Here is a 21837-nt window from a genome sequence, read left to right as displayed (position 1 = left end):
TCCTGGGGGCGATGGTTCGGAGAAATCAGATGTCGCGCATCCTCGCCGCCGCCCTCGGCCTGCTGCTGGGGCTGAACGCCCTGGCCATGCTGCTGGCCTCGTTCCGGTGGTACAACGCCGTGCCGGGCGTGATCGCCACCGGTCCCTACAATCCGCACTTCGTTCGCGACATCGGGGCGACCTATCTGGTCGTGGCCGGCGGCCTGGGCTGGTTCGCCGCGCGGCCGGTCCAGGGATGGCCCGCCCTCGTCGCCGGGGCGAGCTTCCTGGTGCTGCATTCCGCGATCCACGTGTTCGACGCCAGTTGCTCGGCCGATCCGGTCGCCAATCTGATCCGCGACCTGCCGGGCGTATTCGCTCCGGCGCTGATCGCCGCCGCCATCGCTGTCTTCAACCGTCCTGTCAGGACAGGAGCCGCCTGATGCTGAAAGCCCTGCTCGCACGCCAGATCGACAAGATGGAACGCCGCTGGGGCTACGACGCCAGCTATATGCGCCGACTGCTGGCCGTCAGCCCGGGCGGGCTGCTGCGCTTCGGGTTGGTCAGTTCGATGGTCGACGCCAAGGCCGCGCCAGCGGGCGCCATCGCCGCGGCCAAGCTGGCCGGGACCCTGACCGAGGATTGCGGCCCATGCACCCAGATCGTCACCGACATGGCCAGCGCCGAGGGCGTCCCGCCCGAAGTCCTGCGCGCAATCCTGGCGGGGAACGAGGCGGCGATGGGGCCCGAGGCGGCGCTGGCTTGGCGCTTCGCCCGCGCCAGCCTTGCGCGCGATATGGCCGCCGCAGATCCGCTGCGCGATGAAATCGTCGGCCGCTGGGGCGACCCCGGCCTCGTCGCGGTCAGCATGGCCCTGACCACAGCGCGCATGTACCCGACGCTCAAGTACGCCCTGGGATACGGCAAAGCCTGTTCGAGGGTGATGGTCGAGGGCGCCGCCGCCCCCGTGGCCCACAACCCGCTGGCGGCATAAGGTTCGCGACCATGGCTGCCGACATCGACATCTTCGAGGCCCAGCGCCCGCGCCTCATCCGGCTCGCCTACCGGATGCTGGGCTCCGTCGCCGAGGCCGAGGACGTGGTCCAAGACGCCTGGCTGCGGTGGACGCGGACTGAGGAAGATGTGCGCGATCCGGTCGGCTGGCTGGTGCGGGTGACCAGCCGGCTCTGCATCGATCGGCTGCGCTCGGCCAAGGCTCAACGCGAGGCCTATCGCGGCCCCTGGCTGCCCGAGCCGCTGATCGAGGAGCTGAGCATCGATCCGGTGGAGCGGGCCGAGGACGTGTCCGTCGCCTTCCTGTTGGCGCTGGAACGACTGTCGCCGCTGGAGCGCGCGGTGTTCCTCCTGCACGACGTTTTCGACGAGGACTACGCATCGGTCGCCGAAACCCTTGGCCGCAACGAGGCGGCGGTGCGCCAGCTCGCCGCCCGGGCGCGCGCCCACGTAAAGGACAACCGTCCGCGCTTTACCGTCAGCCAGGAGGACGCGGCCAAGCTCGCTGCCGCCTTCATGGCGGCGGCGGCCCAGGGCGACATGAAGGCGCTGTCCTCAGTGTTGGCTGAAGACGCGGTGCTGATCTCCGACGGCGGCGGCAAGCGTACTGCGGCGCTGCGGCCAATGATCGGGCGTGACGACATCATCCGCCTGCTGGAGGGCATCGCCTGGCGTTCGGGCGGGGCTCAGCTCTGGCCCATCAGCTTCCGCGCCGTGCGCATCAACGGCTATCCCGGCGTGGTGATGGAGCGCGAGGACGGGCCGATGACCGTGGCGTTCCAGCCCGGCGAGGACGGCAAGCTCGCAGCCATCTACCTTGTCCGCAATCCCGATAAGCTGGGGCAGGTCTTGCGGGATCAGTGAGCCTTGCGGCGCGGCAGCAGGTGCAGGAGGCCGGCGATGATCCCGCCGATCACCAGCCCGACGATCGCCGAACCGACCGCGAAGGTGAGCCAGCCGGTGACCGCCCCGATCGCCGGAACCTGCGAGGCCCAGTGCGAGGCGCCCTCGACCCAGACCGGTATCGGCGTCAGGTGGAAGTGCTCCAGGCCGTGGACGATGATCCCGCCGCCGACCCACAGCATGGCCGCGGTGCCGATGACGGTGAGCCAGTTCATAACCACCGGCATGCCCCTGACCAGCATCCGGCCGATGGCTTGGGAGGCGCGCGCCGTGCGCTTGGCCATGTGCAAGCCGATGTCGTCCATCTTCACGATGAGGCCGACCACCCCGTAGACCGCGGCGGTGATCGCCACGCCGACCAGCGCCAGCGCCCCGGCCTGGACAAAGATCGGCCGATCGGCGACGTCGGCCAACGCGATGGCCATGATCTCGGCGGAGAGAATGAGGTCTGTGCGGATCGCGCCGCTGACCTTCTGGTTCTCCAGTTCCGCGGCGCTGAGCGCGAGCTCCTCAGGTTCGTCGGCCTCGTCCTCGCCGCGGATCGCCTCGATGATCTTCTCGGTGGCCTCGAAGCAGAGATAGGCGCCGCCGGCCATCAGCAGCGGCGTTACGCCCCACGGCGCGAAGGCGCTGAGCAACAGCGCCCCCGGAAGCAGGAACAGCAGCTTGTTGCGCAGCGACCCGATGGCGATGCGCAGGACGATCGGCAATTCCCGGTCCGGCGTGAAGCCCATGGCATAGCCGGGAGTCACGGCCGTGTCGTCGACGACCACCCCGACCGCCTTGGTTCCCGCCTTGCCGGCCGCTCCGGCCACGTCATCCAGCGAGGCGGCGGCCATCTTTGCGATGCCCGCGACATCGTCGAGCAGCGCGACAAGTCCGGAAGCCATCGGGAACCTCTGCTGTTTGAAAGACTCGAGCCAATATCACGGGGCGGGAGGAGCTAGTCACGAGCAGGGCGCCGCGCTGCTCTTCCGTACCAGGCTGCCTGTGGATGGGAACGGGGTCAGATGCAACGGCCCAAGACGGAAGCGGCTCCCGCGCCATTCATGGCTGGCGACGAGCGAAAGCCGCCGGAAGGCGCAGTGATGCGGCGCTACGGCGTCGAAGGCGTGGAGGTCGACGTAGACGCCCCTGTGCACGGATTGCTGGATCGGTGAGCTAAGGGCTACGCCAAAGCCTCCGGCCCTGTATCATTGCGCCCGTGCGGGTCGACGAACACTTCCTCGATGAAATCAAATCGCGCCTCCGGCCGTCTGACGTGATCGGGCGGACGGTGAAGCTGCGCAAGCAGGGGCGCGAGTATGTAGGCCTGTCGCCGTTCAACAAGGAAAAGACGCCCTCGTTCTATGTGAACGACGAGAAAGGGCAGTTCTTCGATTTCTCGTCCGGCAAGAACGGCGACCTGATCACCTTCCTGCAGGAGACCGAGCGCCTGACCTTCATGGAGGCGGTCGAGCGATTGGCCGCCGAGGCCGGCCTGCCGATGCCTGAGGTCGACGCCCGCTCGGCTGAGCAGGAACGCCAACGCCAGGGGCTGTCGGACTGGATGGACGCCGCCGCCCAGTGGTTCGAAGGCGCCCTGCGGAGGCCCGAAGGCAAGGAGGCGCGGGCCTATCTAGAGCGCCGCGGTTTGCCCGAATCCGAATGGGCGCGGTTCCGTCTCGGCTTTTCGCCGCCGGGCCGCACGGCGCTGAAGGACTATCTGGTGACCAAGGGAGCGCGGCCTGGGGAACTGGTCGAGGCCGGCCTGCTGATCGCGCCGGAGGAGGGCGGCGCGCCCTACGACCGCTTCCGCGACCGGATCATCTTTCCGATCTCCGACCACCGTGGGCGGATCCTATCGTTCGGCGGCCGGGCGATGGATCCGCAGGCCCGCGCCAAGTACCTGAACGGTCCGGAAAGTCCTCTCTTCCACAAGGGGCGTACGCTCTATGGGATCGGCGAGGCCCGCAAGATCCTCGGGGCCGCGCCCAGCGGCGAGAAGCCGCCCTTGGTCGTGGTTGAAGGCTATATGGATGCGATCGCCTGTCAGCGGGCAGGGATCGCCGCCGTGGCGCCGTTGGGCACCGCGCTGACCGAAGAACAGATGGAGATGCTCTGGCGGCTGCACGGCGAGCCGACGCTGTCGTTCGATGGAGACCGCGCCGGCCGGCAGGCGGCCTCGCGCTCGATCGACCGCGCGCTGCCCCTGCTGAAGCCCGGCAAGAGCTTCAAGTTCGCAATCGTCGAGGGGGGCAAGGACCCGGATGAGGTGCTGCGCGAGCAGGGGGCCGTCGCCCTCCGCGCTCAGTTGTCGCAGACCACAGCCTTCGTAGACGCGCTGTTCACCCGTGAGCACGATCTGGAGCCGCTGGATACGCCTGAGCGGCGGGCGGGCTTCAAGAACCGCCTGCGCAACGCCGCGGGCCTGATCGCCGACAAGGATCTGCAGCAGGCCTATCGCGAAGCGCTGATGGAGCGCTTCGATGCGACCGGCCCGAAGGGGCGCGCGGCGTCCGAGCAAAACGCGCGTCCGCAACGTGGAAATGCAGGCGGTTCAAGAGGTTGGCGGGGCGGCGGGCGCGAGTGGATCGACCCGGCGCCGACCGAGGCGGGACGCGCGGCGGCGCGGCGGCTGGCGGTGTCGATCGACCCGGTGGCCGCCGCGCTCGCCAAGTACGCCATCGGCGATCCTAGCGTTCTGGACGAACATCTGGAGAACTCGTTCCTCGCCAAAGGCTTCGGTGTCGAAGCTCTAGCGAAGCTCACGGGCGAGATCATCGGATTCAGATTGGATGCTGATCATCTTGACACCGCGACTCTCGCACGCCATCTGGCGTCTTGCGGGTTTAATGCGCTGCTGACAGACATCGACCGGGCCGCTGCGAAATCGGGCGCGCCCATTTTGAAACCGGATGTCTCCCTCGACGTCGCTAGATCCCAGTGGTCGCAAGCTTTCGCGGGCCTTTCACGGCTCGTGGCGCTCGACGAGGCTATTGCGTCCGCAAAGGGTAACCTTAGCGGCCGTTCCGATATGGAAGCTCTCGAGCGCCTGAAAGGCGAACGCGACACGCTGAAACGCGCGATCAGAACGGGAACGATTTGGGCGGGAGAAGGGTCGTAAGGGAGTACGACCGTCTATCCGCTATTGGAGCATCTTCGGCCCGCGCCTTCCATGGCGCGGCCGAAATCCGGAGACCTAGATGAGCACGAACACGGCTGAAGCGGAAAACACGGAAACGACTGGCGGCGATGGTCCGCTGCTCGACCTCACCGACGCCGGCGTAAAGAAGTTCATCAAGCAGGCCAAGGCCCGCGGCTACGTCACGATGGACGAGCTGAACAAGGTCTTGCCCTCTGAGGAAGTCACCTCCGAGGCCATCGAAGACACCCTCGCCATGCTTTCGGAGATGGGCGTCAACGTCGTCGAGGCCGAGGAAGACGCCGAAGGCGGTGAAGTCGCCGTCCGTGAAGAGACCGCCGTGGTCGAGACGGCCAAGGAGCCGGCCTACGACCGCACCGACGACCCGGTGCGCATGTACCTGCGCGAAATGGGTTCGGTGGAGCTGCTCTCGCGCGAAGGCGAAATCGCCATCGCCAAGCGCATCGAGGCAGGTCGCGACACCATGATCCGCGGGCTGTGCGAAAGCGCGCTGACCTTTGAAGCCATCATGGTCTGGCGCGAGGAGCTCGGCTCCGGCCGCATCCTGCTGCGCGAGGTCATCGACCTTGAACAGACGTATGGCGGCGCCAACGCTGCGGCGGCCGAACTGGCCGGCGGCGCCGAGGCCGAGGAAGAAGAGACCACCGAGGACGGCGAGGCTGTCGCCAAGGCCGAAGGCGCCGACGACGACGACGACTTCGACGACGGCGCCGGTCCGACCATCAGCGCGATGGAAGGCGAACTGCGCGAAGGGGTCATGGCGACCCTGGACGCGATCGCCTCCGAGTTCGACTCGTTCCGCTCGCTGCAGGAAAAGCTGGTCGGCAAGCGCCTGAAGGGCGAAGACCTCTCGGACGCCGACCGGAAGGCCTACACCAGCGCCTCGCTGGCCATCGTCCAGCACCTGAAGACGCTGAAGCTGAACAACAACCGCATCGAGGCGCTGGTCGAGCAGCTCTATGCGATCAACAAGCGTCTGATGGGCCTGGAAGGCCGCCTGCTGCGCCTGGCCGACAGCTACGGCATTTCCCGCTCGGAATTCCTCAAGGCCTATTTCGGTCAGGAACTGTCGCCGAACTGGACCGAGCAGGTGAAGCCGCTGGGCGTGCGCTGGACCAAGTTCGTCGAGAACGACGCCGGCCAGATCGGCGACATCCGCGCCGAGGTCGCCGCCCTGGCGACCGAGACCGGCGTGCCGATCGACGATTACCGCCGCATCGTCCAGACCGTCCAGAAGGGCGAGCGCGAAGCCCGTCAGGCCAAGAAGGAAATGGTCGAGGCCAACCTGCGCCTCGTGATCTCCATCGCCAAAAAGTACACCAACCGCGGCCTGCAGTTCCTGGACCTGATCCAGGAAGGCAACATCGGCCTGATGAAGGCGGTCGATAAGTTCGAATACCGCCGCGGCTACAAGTTCTCGACCTATGCGACCTGGTGGATCCGCCAGGCGATCACCCGCTCTATCGCCGACCAGGCCCGGACCATCCGGATCCCGGTGCACATGATCGAGACGATCAACAAGATCGTCCGCACCAGCCGCCAGATGCTGCACGAGATCGGCCGCGAGCCGACCCCGGAGGAACTGGCCGAAAAGCTGGCCATGCCGCTGGAAAAGGTCCGGAAGGTCCTGAAGATCGCCAAGGAGCCGATCTCGCTCGAAACCCCGATCGGGGACGAGGAAGACAGCCACCTGGGCGACTTCATCGAGGACAAGAACGCGATCCTTCCGATCGACGCGGCGATCCAGTCGAACCTGCGCGAGACCACCACCCGCGTGCTGGCGTCGCTGACGCCGCGCGAGGAGCGCGTCCTGCGCATGCGCTTCGGGATCGGCATGAACACCGACCACACCCTCGAAGAGGTCGGCCAGCAGTTCAGCGTCACCCGCGAACGGATCCGTCAGATCGAGGCCAAGGCGCTTCGTAAGCTGAAGCACCCGTCGCGGTCGCGGAAGCTGCGCAGCTTCCTCGACAGCTAAGACTATCCGGCGCTGGCAGCGCCCTGACGCCCCCGACCGGAAGCGGTCGGGGGCGTTTTCGTGTACGCCAATCGGCAGCAGTGACAGAACGCCGATAGGCGAGCAAGCTTGGCTCATCAGAATGAGGTGGGCGACATGCGCCGGACGATGCTCGGGTTCGCTTTGGGACTGGCCCTCACCGCGGGGGCGCAGGCGCAGGCGGTGGTCCCGCCGCCCAAGATGAGCCAGGTCGAAGGTGTCCAACTGTTCGAGGCTGGGGGGTTCAAGGTCTCCGGCGGCAAGGCGATCAATGTCTGCGGGACGGCCTCGCAGCCGAAGTTCGCTTTCATGGACTTGAACGGCGACGGCGCCCTGGAGGCCGCCGCCGTCGACAAGAACCCGTCCTGCTACGGCGGCGACGGGCTGTGGTTCACGCTGCTGGCCAAGGGCAAGGACGGGCGTTGGCGGGCTATCGCGCGAGATAGTGGAGCCCTGGGCTTCGAAACCTCACGAACGAACGGCTGGCTGGACCTGCGCGTCACAGCCGACTGCGTGCGAAACTGGAAGTATGCCGGCGACGGCTATCAGCGCCCCGCCGCCTGCTCGCCGGCATCGTTCGCAAAGACCGAAGCCTCGAGCGGCGTCACGGCCGCCGACCGCACCGCCGCCATGCGGGCCGCGGGATTCGTCTCCCAGGGCGGGCGATGGCTGGGCGGGGAGGGCGCCTGCGAGGCGGTGATCGAGCCCAGCGATATCCGAGACCTCAACGGGGACGGCCGCTCAGAGATGGTCATCACGGAAAGCGGAAGCTTCTGCTACGGCCATACTGGACAGGGTTTCTACATCATGGAGCGGGCCGGAAGCGACTGGCGTACGCTCTTCCAATCGCAAGGGATTCCGGAGTTCCTGCCGACCAAAGGCGCGGGCGGCTGGCCGGACATCGTGCTCGGCGGGCCAGGATTTTGTTTCCCGGTCGTGCGCTACAACGGCAAGACCTACGCCGTTCACCGCCAGAAGGAAGAACAGCCGGGCGCCTGCGCCCGGCGTTAGCGCCAGGCGTAGTTGAAGCTGACCGAGATCCGCTCTTTGCGCGCCGCATTGGCCGGCACCTCGTGGCGCAGCCAGCTCTCCCACATCAGCACCGTGCCCGGCTCGGGCTGCAGATAGACGAAGCTGCGGGCGTCTTCCGGCGCGTCGGCCTCCCGCGGCGGGGCCGCCATCATCAGCGGCAGGCGCGGGTCTTCAAGCTTGAGCGCGCTCGCACCTTTTGGGATCGCGACATAGACGGTACCCGAGAGCACGCTGTGCGGGTGGATGTGCCCCGAATGCGCCGCGCCGGGCTTCAGGATGTTGACCCACAGGCTGTCCATCTTCAGCCGCCGCCGGCCAAGGTCCAGGTGCAGGGCCTTGGCGTAGGCGGCCGCATGCTTGTCGAGCTTGCGCTTCAGGTCCTCGAAGATGCTGGCCCGCATCGGGAGGTCGTCGAGCGAGGCGTATGAGGTGTAACCGCCGTAGCCGTGCTCGCGGCACCAGGCCTGGCCGGCCACGTCCTCGTCGGCCAGCATGCGGCAGGCGTCTTCAAGCTCGGCGTTGAAGTCCGCAAAGCCGCGCTCGCCGGAGAGGCTGGCTTTATAGACCTGGGTGACGAAGAGAGGGCGCAGGCTCATGGTCCGGCGCTAAAGCCCCACGGGCCGGATGTCAAAGCTAGGCGAGCACGTCCAGCAGTTTGCCGGTCATCTCCTGGGCGCTGCGGATCACCGCGGCGTTGGCGGCGAAGGCGGTCTTTGCGGTGATCTGATCGACGATCTCGGCCGGCAGGTCGACGGCTTCCCCTTCGACGCCCATGCGAGCTGTGCGGCTGGCCGAGGCGTCGAAGCGACGGCTGGCGGCGAGCATTCCGTATTGTGCGGCGGCGATCGGATCCATCGGGAGCCCCTTCCAGCGTCGAACATCGCCGATGCGCGGTTAAGCCTTCGCGCAGCGACAGGATGAACGCGCCGGTCACCATGCAGCGCCTGAAACCCGCCGCACTTGCGGCGTGTTATGGTCAAGTCGAACTGGAGGTTAGTCCGATGATCCGCACAGCCCTGATCGCCGCCGCCGCGCTCCTCGCCTGCGCCAGCGCCGCCTCCGCCCAGGCGCCGCTGTCGCAGAACCCGCCCACCCAGACCATCATCTGCCTGGACGTGAACGGTCAGACCCTGCCGGTGTCCTGCAAGGTGCCGGCCAGCCGCCTCGACAAGCGCGAGGATTTCTGCACCTGCCGCACCGGAACGCAGGTCGACATTTCGATCTGCCCGGACGGGGTGAAGGCCCCGGCCGAGAACCGCGCCTACGAAAAGGCCCGCAAGGCCGCCGTCAAGAACGGCAGCCTGATCGGCGCGACCTATGAAGGTCAGCCCATGTGCGTGATGGGCCGCAACACCTTCTAGAGCGGCTTTCCGAGCGCGGCGTAGGTCAGCTTCTGGAACACGGGCAGGGCGGCGCGCCCGCCCATCCGCTGTCCGGTGGCCAGCTGCGAGGCGGCCTCCGGCTCCAGCGGGATCGAGTTCTGGATCAGGTAGATCATCACCATGTCCTCAACCGGGTCGGCCTGCCACCAGGTGCCGAAGGCGCCCGGCCAGCCAAACGAGCCCTCCGAGCCCGCGCCCATCCAGGCCTGCTTCTCCGGGTCGGTTATCACCGAGACGCCGAGGCCGAAGCCCTGGCCCATCCAGAACGGGATGCCCATGAACGGGACCTGGCGCTGCTCGGGCGTCAGGCGGTTCTCGCGCATCGCCTCCAGCGTCTCGCGCTTGACGTAGCGAACCCCGTCCAGCTCGCCGTCGTTCAGCATCATCCGGGCGAAACGCAGGTAGTCGTCGGCGGTCGAGATCAGGCCGCCGCCGCCGGCGCAGAATTCCGGCGGACCGGGCAGGTGTGGGAAGGAGATGTCCTCCATCGCATCTGTCTTGGGGTTGATGCGGTAGAGCTTGGCCATGCGGTCGCGCTTCTCCGGCGGGCACCAGAAGTCGGTGTCGTTCATGCCGAGCGGCTGCAGGATCCGCTCCATGATGAACTCGCGATAGCCCCGGCCAGACACCCGGCCCACCAGGAAGCCGAGCACGTCGGTGGCGTGGCTGTAGTGGAAGCGATCGCCCGGCTGGTAGGAAAGCGGCAACTGCCCCAGCGCCTTCAGCCACTCGTCTGGGCTGAGATGGCCGCCCAGCGGCGAGCCCAGCGCCTTTTCGTGGGCATGAGCGATCGGCCCGACCGAGGTGAAGGCGTAGGCCAGGCCCGAGCGATGGGTCATCAGGTCGTCGACGGTGATCTCGCGCGCGGCCGGCACAGTGTCGTCGACCGGGCCTGCAGCCGACTTCAGGACCCGCATGTCCTTGAACTCCGGCATCCACTTGGTGATCGGGTCGTCGAGCCGGAGCTTGCCCTCCTCCATCAGCATTAGTGCAGCGATCGAGGTGATCGGCTTGGTCATCGAGGCGATGCGGAACAGGGTGTCGCGGGTCATCGGCGCCTTGCCGGCCACGTCGCGGTAGCCGAGCGTGTTGACCTGGGCGACCTCGCCCTTGCGCCAGAGCAGGGTCACGAAGCCCGAGAGATCGCCGGCGTCGACGATCGGCTGTAGAGCGGCGGGGATCGCCGCCAGACCGTTGGAAGAAAAGCCGCCCAGGGCCAGATCGCCGTCCATGTCGCCTCGCCAGATGAACCGCCGAGGTCACATGCCTCGGCGTTCTCCCAGCTATGCCCTGGATGACGTGGAGCCCGTCAACATACTTTTCATTCGAATTATTGGCGGCGCGGCGCCTCGTAGGTCGCCATCATTTCGCCCTGGGCGATGGTGTGCCCCTTGAGGATGTTGAGCAACTCATGCAGCGGCGTGTCCGGCCCGACCTCCAGGCGCTGGTCGAGTGCGAAGACCTGGAAATAGTAGCGGTGCACGCCGTGGCCCGCCGGCGGCCGCGGTCCGAACCAGCCGTAGTCGTCGGCGTCGTTGCGACCTTGAATGATCGGGTGCGGCGGATCGATATACTGCGCCTGGGGCACGCCCTCGGGCAGGCCGCCCGCTTCGGCCGGAATGTTCCAGATCATCCAGTGAACGAACGGCTTCTCCATCGGCGCGTCGGGGTCCTCGACGATCAGGGCGTAGCATTCGGCGCCCTCGACTTCGGTCCAGGTGATCGGCGGGGAGAGGTTCTCGTGGTAGGCCGAATGGCGGTCGGCCAGGCGCCCGTCGGGGGCCTGCGACGGCGACATCACGACTAGGCCGCTTTCGTCTCGAGGCTCGACCTTGAAGATGGTGATGGTTTCGCCGGAATGGGCGGGGCTGGACATTGTGTGGCTCCTTGCGCTCCCCGGAAAGAAGCGCGCCGCCGAAGGCTTGGTTGCGGCGATCGGGAAAAGGCCCTAGCCGGTAAGACATGATCCCGCGTCGCGTGTCTGCTACGGTTCGCCTTGCCTTGCTTTCCGTTCTGGCGGCGGCTTGCGCGGCCTGTACGCCGCTGGGCGTGTTCGCGACCTTCACCCCGCGCGACCCTGCGATCCTGACCGCCCATGACCAGCCTTATGGCCCCGGCGGCCGCCAGAGCCTCGACGTCTACGCCCCGCGGCGGATGGACACGGCCCGGCCGGTGGCGGTGTTTCTCTACGGGGGCGGCTGGGAGCGGGGACGCAAGTGGGACTACGGTTGGGTCGCGCAGGCCCTGGCCGCGCGCGGCTACGTCGTGGTGTTGCCGGACTACCGGCTGTATCCGCAGGTCCGGTTCCCGGAGTTCCTCAACGACAGCGCCCAGGCCGTGAGGTGGGCCGTAGATCACGCCGCAGCTTACGGAGGAGATCCCTCACGCGTCGTGCTGCTGGGGCATTCCGCCGGCGCCTATAATGCAGTGATGCTGGGATTGGCGCCGAGCTATCTGCAGCACGCCGGCGTCGATCCAGCCCGCATCGTCGGGGTGGTCGGCATCGCCGGACCCTATGATTTCCTGCCGCTGAAAGGGCACATGGCCGACGTGTTCGGTGTCGGCGATCCAGCCGCCACACAGCCTGTGAAACTCGTGCGGGCCGATGCGCCGCCGATGCTGCTGGTCACCGGTTCGGCCGACACGATCGTCGATCCGCGGGAGACCGCTTCCCTAGGCGCGGCCCTGCGCGCGGCCGGCGCTCAGGTCGAGGCTCGCAGCTATCCAGGCGTAGGCCACAACGAGATCATGGCGGCGATGTCGCGTCCCTTCCGAGACCGGGCGAGCGTGCTCAGCGACATCACCGGGTTCATGGAGCGGGTCACGGACGCTCCGTGAGCTCACGTGTTCGTCACCGGCTGAAGCCCCTGACCCAGCGAGCGAAAAATCGACGGTAAGTAAAAGAATCTAAGGAAATAATTTTCCTTCGAAGATCGGCGCTCGGGCGCGGCATATTGCCGTTAGGTCAACCTTGCTGCGCCGCCGCAATTGTAGTGTTCCCCATTCGACGCTATATCCAGCGGCCCTTCGTTTCGAAGGTTTGTGCGCCGCAGTTGGAAGGACCGCCCATGCTGGTGACCCTGATGAAGGCCAAGCTTCACCGCGCCACGGTGACTCAGGCCGATCTCGAGTATGAAGGCTCGATCGCGATCGATCGCGATCTGCTGGACGCCTCGGGCATCCTCCCCCACGAGCAAGTCGACGTCCTGAACATCACCACCGGCGCGCGGTTCACCACCTACGCCATCGAAGCGCCGCGCGGATCCAAGGTGATCGGCGTCAACGGCGCGGCCGCCCGTCTCGTCCAAAAGGGCGATAAGGTGATCGTGGTCACCTACGGCATGCTGCCGGCTGAGGAAGCCCGCAACTACTCCCCGAGCGTCGTGCTGCTGGACGACGGCAACGAGATCAAGCAGGCCGCCTGATGCGCGCCCTGGCCGCGTTGGGTCTGGCCGCCGCGGTCCTCGCCGCCTGCTCGCCCGGCGCTCCGAAGGGTGTAGACAAGGCCATCCTCGACGAGGCTGTATCCCGCGCCATCGGCGATCCGGGCACCTGCGTGCTGATCGCCGAAGGCGGCAGGACCGTTTACCAATACGGGACGCACATGGTCTGCGGCCGCTCGCTGCCGACCTGCGACGGGCAGGGGGCCCAGACACTGGAGCAGTTGCTGAAGGCGACGCCGGCCACGGGCGACCGTAAGACCGCCAGCTGCCGCAGCAACCCCGAAGGCACCCGCATCGTCGCGTGGGCCAGCGGTCCGGTCGAGGGTCGGCCAGGCATGACCTATGCCGCGGTGATGGAAGCCAACGAGGCCCCGCCCGGCATCGTCATCGCCGACAAGCTGACCTCGGCTTTTGCACGGGCCGGACTCGGCCCGAAATAAACCCTCCCCCGGAGGGGAGGGCCGTTTCGCTTACCGCGACAGTTCGTAGAGACCGGTGATGTCCACCCGGACGTTCAGTTCGCCGGCGGAGATCGGCGCGCCGCCATCGGCCATTTCCTTACGGGCATAGGCCATCATCGGCGCCGGCGGCGGAGAGGGCATGTAGCTGCCGCCTTCGCTGAGATTGACCAGCCGGTTGACGCGGTGACCGGTGGCCCGCGCGTAGAGGTCGGCCTTGGCGGCCAGCGCCTTGACCGCTTCCTGGCGGGCGGCGTTCTCGGCCGCGCTGGGGTCCTTCAGGCCGAAGGAGATGCCATTCACCTGATTGGCTCCCGCCTTGACCGTGGCGTCGACGGCCGCGCCCAGTTTGGCCAGGTCGTTTACGGTGATCGTCACCTGGTTTGAGGCCTGGTAGCCGCGCAGCTTCGGCGGCTCGTTCTGGACGTAATCGTATTGGGCGTTGAGGTTAAGGCCCGAGGTCTGGATGTCCTTCTCGGCGATACCGGCCTTGTGCAGGGCGGCGATCACCGAGTTCATCTTCTCGTTGTTGGCGGCCAGGGCGCCGGCGGCGGTCGGGGCCTCGGTCACGACGCCGAGGTTGATGGTCGCTTTGTCGGGGGCGACACGGGTCTCGCCGTAAGCCGAAAGGTTGAGCGTGGTCGTCTGGAACATCGAACCTGCCGAGGGTTGCGCCGTTTGAGCGAAGGCGGCGGGCGCGGCGGCGGCGGCGAGCAGCAGGGCCATGGCGCCGGCGCGGACGAAGGTCTTCATCGAAATCTCCACAAACGCCCGGGGTTAGGGCGGGATCGAGGCCTCCAAACGTCGGATGACGGTGGAGGTTGCAGTTCTGACAAAGCCAAGCTGAACGGCAGCTTTAAGGCGCGTGCAGGTCGTGGTAACCCGCAGACCTGCATCGCTGCAGGGGCCTGTAGCTCAATGGTTAGAGCCGACCGCTCATAACGGTCTGGTTGTAGGTTCGAGTCCTACCGGGCCCACCAGCGATGCATGCGAGGACGTCCAAGCACGTCCGATAAGTCGTAAATAGTCATTATAAAACAATAATATGTTTCCGGTTGCGTCTCGGATCGCTCGGCTGCAGCCGGAAATTCTGTTGGTACGTTTTAGGCTGGAAGCCAACGACGTGGCATCAAATACCAACGACATGCCACTTTCAGGCGTCGCGCTGCGTGCGCTCAAGGCGCGCGCCGGGTGCGACCCAAGGGCGGCGTCCCCCTTACGTCACGCTGATAAGTCTTGAAATGGAGCCTTTTGAATGGCCGCAATGGGGGGGCGCCGACCCCACTGAAAACGGGAGGAGCTGAGAGGCTGGAAAAGGCGCCCTGTTGATGCCTTCTAGGCGGCGTCCTTGAAAATCATGCCGTCTTTCATGATGATAGCGAGATTGGTCGCTGGATCTGCGAGCAGGTTGAGATCGGTCACCGGATCCCCGTTCACCAATAAGAGGTCGGCTAGGGCGTTCTGTTCGATGACGCCGAGCTGACCTGCGTAGGGGGTGCGCGGGCCCGACAGAGCCAACAGAGCTGCATTGTCGTGCGTGGCCATCTTGAGCGCTTCGCCTCCGCTGTACCAGCGAAGCAGCTTTGGCAGATAATGAGACTGTCGGGTCGCCCCGTTCGGATTGAGCTGGATGTCCGTGCCGAACGCGACCTTGAGACCCAACTGCTTGGCCAGGCTGTAGGCGCGATCAGTGCCCTCGGTGACCTGCCGGTACTTTCGCTCGTTCGCCGAGCCGGGCGCCGTCGGAATGGCGTCCTCGTCCTGCAGGAAAGGTTGAAGGCTGAGCCAGATCTTCTCGTCGGCCATCCGTCGCAGCGTTGGTTCATCGAGTAGTTGGCCGTGCTCGATGCATTTGACGCCGCAGTCGATCGCGCGATTGATGGCGCGCGGCGTATAGCCATGCACCATGACATAGGTGCCCCAGTCCTCGGCGGCTCCGACTGCGGCGCGGATTTCCTCGGGGCTGAACTGGGTGACGTCGAGGGGATCGAAGTTCGAGCTCACCCGCCACTCACCGCCAGCTTGATCTGGCTTGCCCCCTGGAAAAGCTGTTCGCGCACCTTTTCCAGTACCTCTGGAACGCCGTCCACAACGGCCAGATAGCGCGCTCGCTCGTGCGGCGTGAGTTCGCGATTCCGAGGCGAGGGCAGGGCGTTGATCGGCCGGGATTCGGCATGGCCCGAGGTCTGGGAGAGGATCGCGCCTGAGGGCCATATCCGCGGTCCGGGCATCAGGCGCTCATCGATGGCCCGCTTGAGGCCAAACGTGGGTCCACCTGCGTCCCTGACGGAAGTGAAGCCCGTCATCAGGAAATCCCCGGCGGCGGCCGCTTGGCGGCTTGGAGATAGTCCGGGTCCGCGCTGCTGAAATCGAGCGCAGGAAGGTTGTAGAACTCCAGGTGCGCGTGGACGTCGATCAGTCCTGGAATCAGGGTGCGTTCCCGGCCCTCGATGGTTCTGGCTGTGCTGGCGAGCCCGTCCCCGACCGCTGCAATTCTGTTGCCGCGCACCAGCACGTCCGTGAGACCCGATAAGCGGGTGGACCGTCCGTTAGAGACTCGCACATTTCGAAACAGAAACTCGTTTTTGGGTTCGCGGACGTGACCGCGACGTGCGCGTGCAGGTCGAACATATCGAATGGATAGAGGCCGCGAAGGACTATGTGTTCCTCCACACTGATACGCGCTCGCATATCTACCGGGCGAGGATGTGTGAACTGCAAGCCAGGCTCGACCCACGAGAACTGACCCGAGTTCACCGCTCCACATTCGCCCGACTTGACCGCGCAGTTGAAGTCCGCCGCAAGAGGGCGGGGCTCGTTTTGACCCTAGAGAGCGGCAGGAAGCTCGCGGTGGGGAAAAAGTATGTCGAGGAGGTCGAGCGGCGGCTCGGGATACCGAGCGCCCGGCGCCGTTCGAAGGGCGGGGTGTGAGAACCCTGCCTGCCAAATGTTGGACGGCCTCCGTGCAGGTCCCAGCGTTGCGTCGGCCCAACTGGCCTTCCCCTACGGCGCTAGCCCTGCGCAGGCGGAGGGTCGATCAGGACCAGCGCCGGACTTGGCGAGTCGAGCGCCTCGTCGCTATCCCGGTCTGCGCCTTTCTGAAACTCGTCGTCACCAGCGCCTATCCTTGTCAGACCGTGACGCCCGTCCGAGCGGCTAGAGGCCGCTCATCGGCCATGGCCAGGCTCGACCGGGCGCCTAATGCCCGCCGAAATCCCGCTCTATCGGCTTCCGCGGCGTCTTCGGGGCGATCTGGCCGCCCCAGCGCTCTGAGAGTTCGGCAGCTGAGCGATACTGAGCCAAGTGGTGCCGCCACAGGCTAACAATGATCGGGCGGGCCGGGCCTGCCGTCACCTCGCCGCCGAGATCGCCAGGCGCCTGGTCCAGGCCGACGACCTGACGTCGGAGTTGGCTAGGGCGCTCAGGCGCTGGACATGGTCGAGGCCGAGGACCATCCGAACGATCTGGCCCACCCGGGCGGCCCGCCGATGGGCGACACTCCGATTTCGGAGATCCGGGGCTGATCTGAGCAACGCGCCCGGCAATGGGGATCTTTGCGTAATCGCGACTTTGAGCGAACTAAGAGAATGTCGCGGCGTGCTGAGGTGCTAGGCGCGCGCGGCGTCTTTATACGGACGTCGAAACGAAAGAGGACCGCGCGACCGGGCATGACGCAGACGAGCCGCGTCGAAATGGACGAGATGGCGCGTCGCTATGCGGTTCCGCTGGCGCGTTATTTCCGCGCGCGTGTGCGTTCGGCTGCGGACATCGACGACATGGTCCAGGAGGTGTTCCTGCGGCTGGCGGCGCGGCGTGAGGGCGGGACGCTCGAGGCGCCCGAGAACTACCTGTTCACGGTGGCGGCCAGCGTGCTGAACGACAGCTTCCGGCGGGCGGCTCGGCGCGGCGGCGCGCACCAGCTGTTCGACGAGCGGCTGCATGCCGAGGAGGATTTCTCGCCCGAACGGGTTTATCTGGGCCGCGAGCAACTGCGGGTCGTCGAGACGGCGCTGCACGAGTTGCCGGAGCGCACGCGGGTGGTCTTCGTCCTGCATCGCTACGAGGAGATGAGCTACGCGCAGATCGCGCGGCGGCTGCAGGTGTCGGTGAGCGCGATCGAAAAGCACATGATCAAGGCGCTGGCGCACCTGACCAAGCGGGGGAGGCGCTCATGAGCCGGGCCCTGCTGAACCGTGATCCGGACGAGGTCGCCGCCGAGCTGTTCCTGCGGCGCCGCTCGGGCGACTGGAGCGAGGCCGACGCGCGCGAGCTGGCCGCCTGGCTTGAGGCCGCGCCGTTGCATCGCGTTTGCTTCGAAGGCGTCGAGCGCATGTGGGGGGCGGCCGGCGAGGGCGCCGGCAGCCCGGCCGTGCGCGCGATGCGGGCCGAGGCGCTGGCCGCGCAGCCGCAGGGGCGGCGCTGGCCGGTGCGCAGCTTCGCGGCGATGGCTGCGTCGCTGGCGGTGGTGGTCGCGGGCGTCGGGGTCGGGCTGCTGACCCAACGCGAAGGCCTGCTGGCCCCGGCGGCCGAGCGCCAGGCGCAAGTCTACCGCACCGCCGTCGGTGAGCGGGCGACGGTCACCCTTGCGGACGGCTCGCAGCTGCTGCTTAACACCGCCAGCGAGGTGCGGGTCGACTATTCGGCCAAGCGCCGCGGCCTGCAGCTGGTTTCGGGCGAGGCCTGGTTTGACGTCGCCAAGGACGCCTCGCGGCCGTTCGTGGTCGGCGCGGGCGAGCACACGGTCACGGCGGTCGGCACCTCGTTCGACGTGCGCCTGGAGAAGGCCGGGCTGCGTGTGGCCGTGGTCGAGGGCAAGGTGGCGGTCGACGCCGTCGGCCGCGGCCGGGTCTCGGAGGTCAAGGCCGGCGAGCGCATCGACGTCGAGGGCCGCGCGGCGGTGCTGCGTCCCTCAGGACCGGTGGCCGGCGACTGGCGCGAGGGGCGGATCGAGTTCGCCTCGGTGACACTGGCCGAGGCCGCGGCCGAGATGAACCGTTATCGACGTACGCCGATCGTGGTCACCGATCCAGCCGTGGCGCGGATGCGGGTCAGCGGGGTGTTCTATTCCGGCGAGAACAGCGGGTTCCTCGACGCCTTGCCGCTGACACATCCGGTGTCGGTGCAGGTCGGGGGCGACGCCGTGCGCATCGGACCGGTCCGCGACAAAAAAACTTCATCTTTGAAGTGAGGCGCCCGCGCGCCCTGGCGTCTTCGCCTGGAAACCCGCAGTTCGCGGGGCGGGGTTAGAAGGGAGCGCGTATGTCGTTCAATCATCTCAAGGCCATGGCGTTCGCCACGTCGGCGGCCGTGGCTCTGGTCGGCTCGGCGGCCTGGGCGCAAGCCCCGGCGCGGGCGCAGTTCGACATTCCGGCGCAGGACCTGGGCGCTGCGCTGCGCAGCCTGGGCGTGCAGGCGGGCCGCGAAGTGCTGTTCGACCCGGCGGTGGTCGACGGGCTGCGGGCCCCGGCCGTGCGCGGCGATATGGCGGTCTCCTCGGCGGTCCAGCGGCTGCTGGTCGGGCAGGGGCTGCGTTCGCGCGAAAGCGGCCGCACCATCATCATCGAACGCGCGCCGGCCGCGGCCAGCGTGAGCAAGGCCTCGACGGCCGGTCCGCTGGTCGCCGCGAGCGAGCCAGCGGAAGTCGCCGAGGTCGAAGAGATCATCGTCGTCGGTTCGAACCTGGCCGGCGTCACCGAGCGCGGCCTGCTGCCGGTCTCGGTCGTCGACCGCCGCGAGCTTGAGATGACCGGCGCAGTCACTGCCGGCGAGATGATCGCGGCCCTGCCGCAGTCGGGCGGCCAGGCCTTCAACAACGAGCAGCAAGGTCCGAACCAGGCGCGCGGCGACGTCGCCTCGGCCAACCTGCGCGGGCTCGGCTCGGGCAACACCCTGGTGCTGCTGGACGGCCGCCGGATGGTAGGGCACCCCGGCACCCAGCAGGAAGGTTCCGTCCCCGTCCAGGTCGTCAACCTGAACACCATTCCCGCCACCGCCCTGAAGCGCGTCGAAGTGCTGCGTGACGGCGGCGCGGCCATCTACGGCTCCGACGCGGTGGCCGGCGTGCTGAACAACGTGCTCGACGACCAGTATGTCGGCGGCCAGATCGTCGCCCGCTACGGCGGCTCGGAAGGCACCAAGCTGGCCGAAACCTCGCTGGGCGCGAAGTGGGGCCGCGACTTCAACGACGGCGCAACGCACGTCGCCCTTTTCGGCGAGTACTTCGACCGCACGGCGATGCCGGCCAGCGACCGCGATTACGCCTCGACCGACAACCTCGGCAGCCGCGTTCCGTCGCGGTACGCCGGCAACTTCGACAACCGCTCGAGCCTGACGCCCTGGCTGACCGGCCGGGTCGGGACCGCGGTGACCAACTTCGGCCCGTCCTTCACCGCCTTCCACATGCAGCCGTGCTCGTACACCGGCTCTGACGCCCAGGTCGGCGGCGGGGTCTGCATCGACGGCGGCTCGGCGACGCTCGACACCTCGCTGCGCACCGACGAGGCTCCGGAACGCACCATGTCGCCGAGCTCGGAGCGCTACAGCCTGATGGCCGTGGCCAGCCACGACTTCGGCCCCGTCGAGTGGTTCGGCCAGGCGCTCTACTACGGGGCGACGTCCAGCTCGGTGCGCGGCGGCACCACCAATCTGACGTCGGCTCCGCTGACCATCGGCGCCAACAACCCCTACAACCCCTTCGGCTCGGGGCCCGGCCGCCTCGCCGGCTACACGGGCCCGGCCCAGGCGATCACCGTCGTCGGCCTGCGGGTGGACGATGTCGGCCGCCGCCGCATCGACGTCGACTCCGACGCCTACCGGCTGCTCAGCGGTCTGCGCGGCGACCTCGGCGACTGGTCGTGGGAGAGCGCGCTGCTCTACTCGCACGCCCGCACCAAGGACGTCGAAAGCAACCGCGTCAGCAACACCGCCCTGCAGGCGGCGCTGAACAGCAGCGACCCGACCCGCGCCTACAACCCGTTCAACGGGGGGGACCTAAGCAATGTCGGCGGCTTCGACGCCACCTCGAATCCGGCCTCGGTCGTCGATCCGCTGCGGGTCAGCATCTCACGCGACGGCACCACCAGCCTGGCGCTGTGGGACGCCAAGATCAGCAACCCGAACGCGTTCAGCGTGCTGGACCGCAACGTCGGCCTGGCCTTCGGCGCCGAGTGGCGGCGTGAGACCTTCAAGGACGACCGCGACCCACTGATCGACGGCACGGTCGCTTTCGCCACCGCCGGCGGTCCGACCAGCGACGCGATGGGTTCGAGCCCGACGCCCGACACCTCCGGCTCGCGCAAGGTGTTCTCGGCCTTCGCCGAACTGCAGACCTCGCTGATCCCGGAAGGCGCGGACATTCCGCTGGTCCAGAGCCTGGACCTGCAGCTCGCCGCGCGCTTCGAGGACTATTCGGACATCAACGAGCAGGTGCTGAAGCCGAAGGTCGCCCTCGGCTGGCGGCTGAACGACTACGTCCTGGTCCGCGCCGCCTATTCGCAGGGCTTCCGCGCGCCGAACCTGGAGACTGTCAACGCCTCCGAGATCCGCCGGGTGCAGGAGAACCTGACCGACTACTACAGCTGCGCCGTGGCGCAGGGCGTGCCGCAGTTCTCGCAGCTGAACCGCGCGGGCTGCTCGGCCTACCGCTACAACGTCGAGGACGTGCGCGCCGGCAACAAGGACCTGAAGTCCGAGACCAGCGACAACTTCAGCGCAGGCGTGGTGTTCACGCCGACCCCGGACCTGATGTTCTCCATCGACTGGTGGCGGATCGAGCAGGACGGCGTGGTGGGCGTGTTCGAGTCGCAGGATCACCTGAACCTCGACGCCATCGGCCGCCTGGGCGGCTCGGGCCCGAACCCGGCCCTGACCCGCAACACGCTGGGCGAGCCGATCCGGATCGCCAACCAGTTCCTGAACCTCGACTCTCGCACCATCGAGGGCATCGACCTCAGCGCCACCTGGCGGATCGACGCCACCCAGTTCGGCGACTTCCGCCTGGGGGTGGACGTGTCCCTGCTGCAGAAGTTCGACCAGACGCCGTCGGCCGAGTCCGCGGCCCTGCTGGCGGCCGGCCTGCCGGCCAGCGCCGGCGGCTCGCTGATCGAGCAGGACGACAACCCGCGCACCCGCGGCCAGGCCTATGCGACCTGGACGTCGGGTCCGTGGGAGGTCTCCGGCTATGCCCGCTATGTCGGCGGGGTGAAGGATAGTTCGGCGCTGCTCTACAAGGGCGACGACTGGCTGACATTCAACGCCGCGGTCGGCTATGCGGCCGACGAGGGCGCGCTGGCCGGGATGAGCTTCCGGGTCGGGGTCAACAACCTGACCGACGAGGATCCGCCGCTGGCCGACGAGACCTTCGGCTACTTCACGAAGCTCTACAGCAACCGCGGGCGCTACTGGTTCGCCCAGGTGACCAAGAACTTCTAACGACCCAGTACGGGCCCGCGGCGAAAGCCGCGGGCCGATCTGCTTTTCCGGAGAC

The 21837-nt window shown here is 67.3% G+C and carries 24 protein-coding genes and 1 tRNA gene; 16 read left to right on the top strand and 9 right to left on the bottom strand.

Annotation, left to right across the window (positions count from 1 at the left end; genetic code table 11):
• Nucleotides 1-29: 29 nt before the first annotated feature.
• Genes GGQ61_RS14590 through sigJ form a run of 3 tightly spaced genes read left to right on the top strand, consistent with a single transcriptional unit; the run spans nucleotide 30 to nucleotide 1857 of the window.
• Nucleotides 30-422: a hypothetical protein gene (locus GGQ61_RS14590; RefSeq protein WP_183774085.1), complete on the top strand. Its 393-nt coding sequence runs from the start codon at nucleotides 30-32 to the stop codon at nucleotides 420-422.
• The gene (locus GGQ61_RS14585; RefSeq protein ID WP_246370937.1) at nucleotides 422-973 is read left to right on the top strand and encodes a hypothetical protein; all 552 of its coding nucleotides are present in this window, start codon (nucleotides 422-424) and stop codon (nucleotides 971-973) included. The genes GGQ61_RS14590 and GGQ61_RS14585 overlap by 1 nt, the downstream gene beginning before the upstream one ends.
• A gap of 11 nt (nucleotides 974-984) precedes the next feature.
• The gene (gene sigJ, locus GGQ61_RS14580; RefSeq protein ID WP_183774082.1) at nucleotides 985-1857 is read left to right on the top strand and encodes an RNA polymerase sigma factor SigJ; all 873 of its coding nucleotides are present in this window, start codon (nucleotides 985-987) and stop codon (nucleotides 1855-1857) included.
• On the opposite strand, the gene GGQ61_RS14575 is transcribed toward sigJ, so the two are convergent.
• Nucleotides 1851-2786 (bottom strand): DUF808 domain-containing protein, encoded by a 936-nt coding sequence (locus GGQ61_RS14575; protein WP_183774079.1) that lies wholly within the window; start codon nucleotides 2784-2786, stop codon nucleotides 1851-1853. The two genes, sigJ and GGQ61_RS14575, sit on opposite strands and share 7 nt — an antisense overlap.
• A 120-nt stretch (nucleotides 2787-2906) precedes the next feature.
• Between GGQ61_RS14575 and GGQ61_RS14570 the strand changes: the two genes are divergently transcribed.
• The 4 genes from GGQ61_RS14570 to GGQ61_RS14555 all read left to right on the top strand — a co-directional run bounded on the left by GGQ61_RS14570 (nucleotide 2907) and on the right by GGQ61_RS14555 (nucleotide 8048).
• Nucleotides 2907-3056, top strand: coding sequence for a hypothetical protein (locus GGQ61_RS14570; RefSeq protein ID WP_183774076.1), 150 nt, complete (start codon nucleotides 2907-2909; stop codon nucleotides 3054-3056).
• A 44-nt stretch (nucleotides 3057-3100) separates the two neighbouring features.
• Nucleotides 3101-5002, top strand: a complete 1902-nt coding sequence (dnaG, locus tag GGQ61_RS14565; RefSeq protein WP_183774074.1) for a DNA primase — start codon at nucleotides 3101-3103, stop codon at nucleotides 5000-5002.
• A 79-nt stretch (nucleotides 5003-5081) separates the two neighbouring features.
• Nucleotides 5082-7019 carry an RNA polymerase sigma factor RpoD gene (gene rpoD, locus GGQ61_RS14560; RefSeq protein WP_183774072.1) on the top strand — a complete coding sequence of 646 codons (1938 nt, stop codon included), beginning with the start codon at nucleotides 5082-5084 and terminating at the stop codon, nucleotides 7017-7019.
• 108 nt (nucleotides 7020-7127) lie between these two features.
• On the top strand, nucleotides 7128-8048 hold the full coding sequence (locus tag GGQ61_RS14555; RefSeq protein ID WP_183774069.1) for a hypothetical protein: 921 nt from the start codon (nucleotides 7128-7130) through the stop codon (nucleotides 8046-8048).
• On the opposite strand, the gene GGQ61_RS14550 is transcribed toward GGQ61_RS14555, so the two are convergent.
• Both GGQ61_RS14550 and GGQ61_RS14545 read right to left on the bottom strand, forming a co-directional pair.
• On the bottom strand, nucleotides 8045-8665 hold the full coding sequence (locus tag GGQ61_RS14550; RefSeq protein WP_183774067.1) for a TIGR02466 family protein: 621 nt from the start codon (nucleotides 8663-8665) through the stop codon (nucleotides 8045-8047). The two genes, GGQ61_RS14555 and GGQ61_RS14550, sit on opposite strands and share 4 nt — an antisense overlap.
• Before the next feature lie 37 nt (nucleotides 8666-8702).
• Nucleotides 8703-8924, bottom strand: a complete 222-nt coding sequence (locus tag GGQ61_RS14545; RefSeq protein ID WP_183774064.1) for a flagellar basal body rod C-terminal domain-containing protein — start codon at nucleotides 8922-8924, stop codon at nucleotides 8703-8705.
• Nucleotides 8925-9070: 146 nt separating this feature from the next.
• Between GGQ61_RS14545 and GGQ61_RS14540 the strand changes: the two genes are divergently transcribed.
• Complete coding sequence (locus GGQ61_RS14540) at nucleotides 9071-9430, top strand: hypothetical protein (RefSeq protein ID WP_183774061.1); 360 nt, start codon at nucleotides 9071-9073, stop codon at nucleotides 9428-9430.
• Here the strand turns inward: GGQ61_RS14540 and GGQ61_RS14535 are convergent.
• Together GGQ61_RS14535 and GGQ61_RS14530 are read right to left on the bottom strand one after the other, a co-directional pair.
• Nucleotides 9427-10683: a serine hydrolase domain-containing protein gene (locus GGQ61_RS14535; protein ID WP_183774058.1), complete on the bottom strand. Its 1257-nt coding sequence runs from the start codon at nucleotides 10681-10683 to the stop codon at nucleotides 9427-9429. The genes GGQ61_RS14540 and GGQ61_RS14535 overlap by 4 nt on opposite strands.
• 98 nt (nucleotides 10684-10781) lie before the next feature.
• Nucleotides 10782-11327: a YbhB/YbcL family Raf kinase inhibitor-like protein gene (locus GGQ61_RS14530; RefSeq protein ID WP_183774055.1), complete on the bottom strand. Its 546-nt coding sequence runs from the start codon at nucleotides 11325-11327 to the stop codon at nucleotides 10782-10784.
• 125 nt (nucleotides 11328-11452) lie between these two features.
• Here GGQ61_RS14530 and GGQ61_RS14525 point away from each other — a divergent pair, with 125 nt between their 5' ends.
• The 3 genes from GGQ61_RS14525 (at nucleotide 11453) to GGQ61_RS14515 (ending at nucleotide 13334) form a co-directional block, all read left to right on the top strand.
• Entirely contained in the window at nucleotides 11453-12289 is an 837-nt protein-coding gene (locus GGQ61_RS14525) for an alpha/beta hydrolase (protein ID WP_246370936.1), read from the top strand.
• A 230-nt stretch (nucleotides 12290-12519) separates the two neighbouring features.
• Nucleotides 12520-12876 (top strand): aspartate 1-decarboxylase, encoded by a 357-nt coding sequence (panD, locus tag GGQ61_RS14520; protein ID WP_056025476.1) that lies wholly within the window; start codon nucleotides 12520-12522, stop codon nucleotides 12874-12876.
• A complete protein-coding gene (locus GGQ61_RS14515) occupies nucleotides 12876-13334 on the top strand; it encodes a hypothetical protein (protein ID WP_183774050.1) in 459 nt (152 codons plus the stop codon). Before panD ends, GGQ61_RS14515 begins: the two co-directional genes overlap by 1 nt.
• 30 nt (nucleotides 13335-13364) lie before the next feature.
• Here GGQ61_RS14515 and GGQ61_RS14510 read toward each other — a convergent pair whose 3' ends face one another.
• Complete coding sequence (locus GGQ61_RS14510) at nucleotides 13365-14105, bottom strand: SIMPL domain-containing protein (RefSeq protein WP_183774047.1); 741 nt, start codon at nucleotides 14103-14105, stop codon at nucleotides 13365-13367.
• A gap of 151 nt (nucleotides 14106-14256) precedes the next feature.
• Between GGQ61_RS14510 and GGQ61_RS14505 the strand changes: the two genes are divergently transcribed.
• A tRNA-Ile gene (locus GGQ61_RS14505) sits at nucleotides 14257-14332 on the top strand.
• 355 nt (nucleotides 14333-14687) lie between these two features.
• Here GGQ61_RS14505 and GGQ61_RS22045 read toward each other — a convergent pair.
• From GGQ61_RS22045 to GGQ61_RS22035, 3 genes are read right to left on the bottom strand one after another with little or no spacing between them, the layout of a single operon-like run.
• The gene (locus GGQ61_RS22045; RefSeq protein ID WP_221221054.1) at nucleotides 14688-15356 is read right to left on the bottom strand and encodes an amidohydrolase family protein; all 669 of its coding nucleotides are present in this window, start codon (nucleotides 15354-15356) and stop codon (nucleotides 14688-14690) included.
• Nucleotides 15353-15658, bottom strand: coding sequence for an amidohydrolase family protein (locus GGQ61_RS22040; RefSeq protein WP_221221053.1), 306 nt, complete (start codon nucleotides 15656-15658; stop codon nucleotides 15353-15355). Before GGQ61_RS22040 ends, GGQ61_RS22045 begins: the two co-directional genes overlap by 4 nt.
• A complete protein-coding gene (locus GGQ61_RS22035; RefSeq protein WP_221221052.1) occupies nucleotides 15658-15861 on the bottom strand; it encodes a hypothetical protein in 204 nt (67 codons plus the stop codon). The genes GGQ61_RS22040 and GGQ61_RS22035 overlap by 1 nt, the downstream gene beginning before the upstream one ends.
• Nucleotides 15862-15962: 101 nt before the next feature.
• Between GGQ61_RS22035 and GGQ61_RS14495 the strand changes: the two genes are divergently transcribed.
• The 4 genes from GGQ61_RS14495 (at nucleotide 15963) to GGQ61_RS14480 (ending at nucleotide 21782) form a co-directional block, all read left to right on the top strand.
• Nucleotides 15963-16283 (top strand): LytR/AlgR family response regulator transcription factor, encoded by a 321-nt coding sequence (locus tag GGQ61_RS14495; protein ID WP_343056146.1) that lies wholly within the window; start codon nucleotides 15963-15965, stop codon nucleotides 16281-16283.
• Nucleotides 16284-17020: 737 nt separating this feature from the next.
• Entirely contained in the window at nucleotides 17021-17527 is a 507-nt protein-coding gene (locus tag GGQ61_RS14490) for an RNA polymerase sigma factor (protein WP_183774041.1), read from the top strand.
• Nucleotides 17524-18540 carry a FecR family protein gene (locus tag GGQ61_RS14485; RefSeq protein ID WP_183774038.1) on the top strand — a complete coding sequence of 339 codons (1017 nt, stop codon included), beginning with the start codon at nucleotides 17524-17526 and terminating at the stop codon, nucleotides 18538-18540. The genes GGQ61_RS14490 and GGQ61_RS14485 overlap by 4 nt, the downstream gene beginning before the upstream one ends.
• Nucleotides 18541-18611: 71 nt before the next feature.
• Nucleotides 18612-21782, top strand: a complete 3171-nt coding sequence (locus tag GGQ61_RS14480) for a TonB-dependent receptor (RefSeq protein WP_183774035.1) — start codon at nucleotides 18612-18614, stop codon at nucleotides 21780-21782.
• Nucleotides 21783-21837 lie beyond the last annotated feature (55 nt).

Source organism: Phenylobacterium haematophilum, assembly GCF_014196295.1.
Taxonomy (GTDB): domain Bacteria; phylum Pseudomonadota; class Alphaproteobacteria; order Caulobacterales; family Caulobacteraceae; genus Phenylobacterium; species Phenylobacterium haematophilum.
Note: the sequence above shows the minus strand (reverse complement) of the source record. Positions and strands in the feature narration are given on the sequence as shown.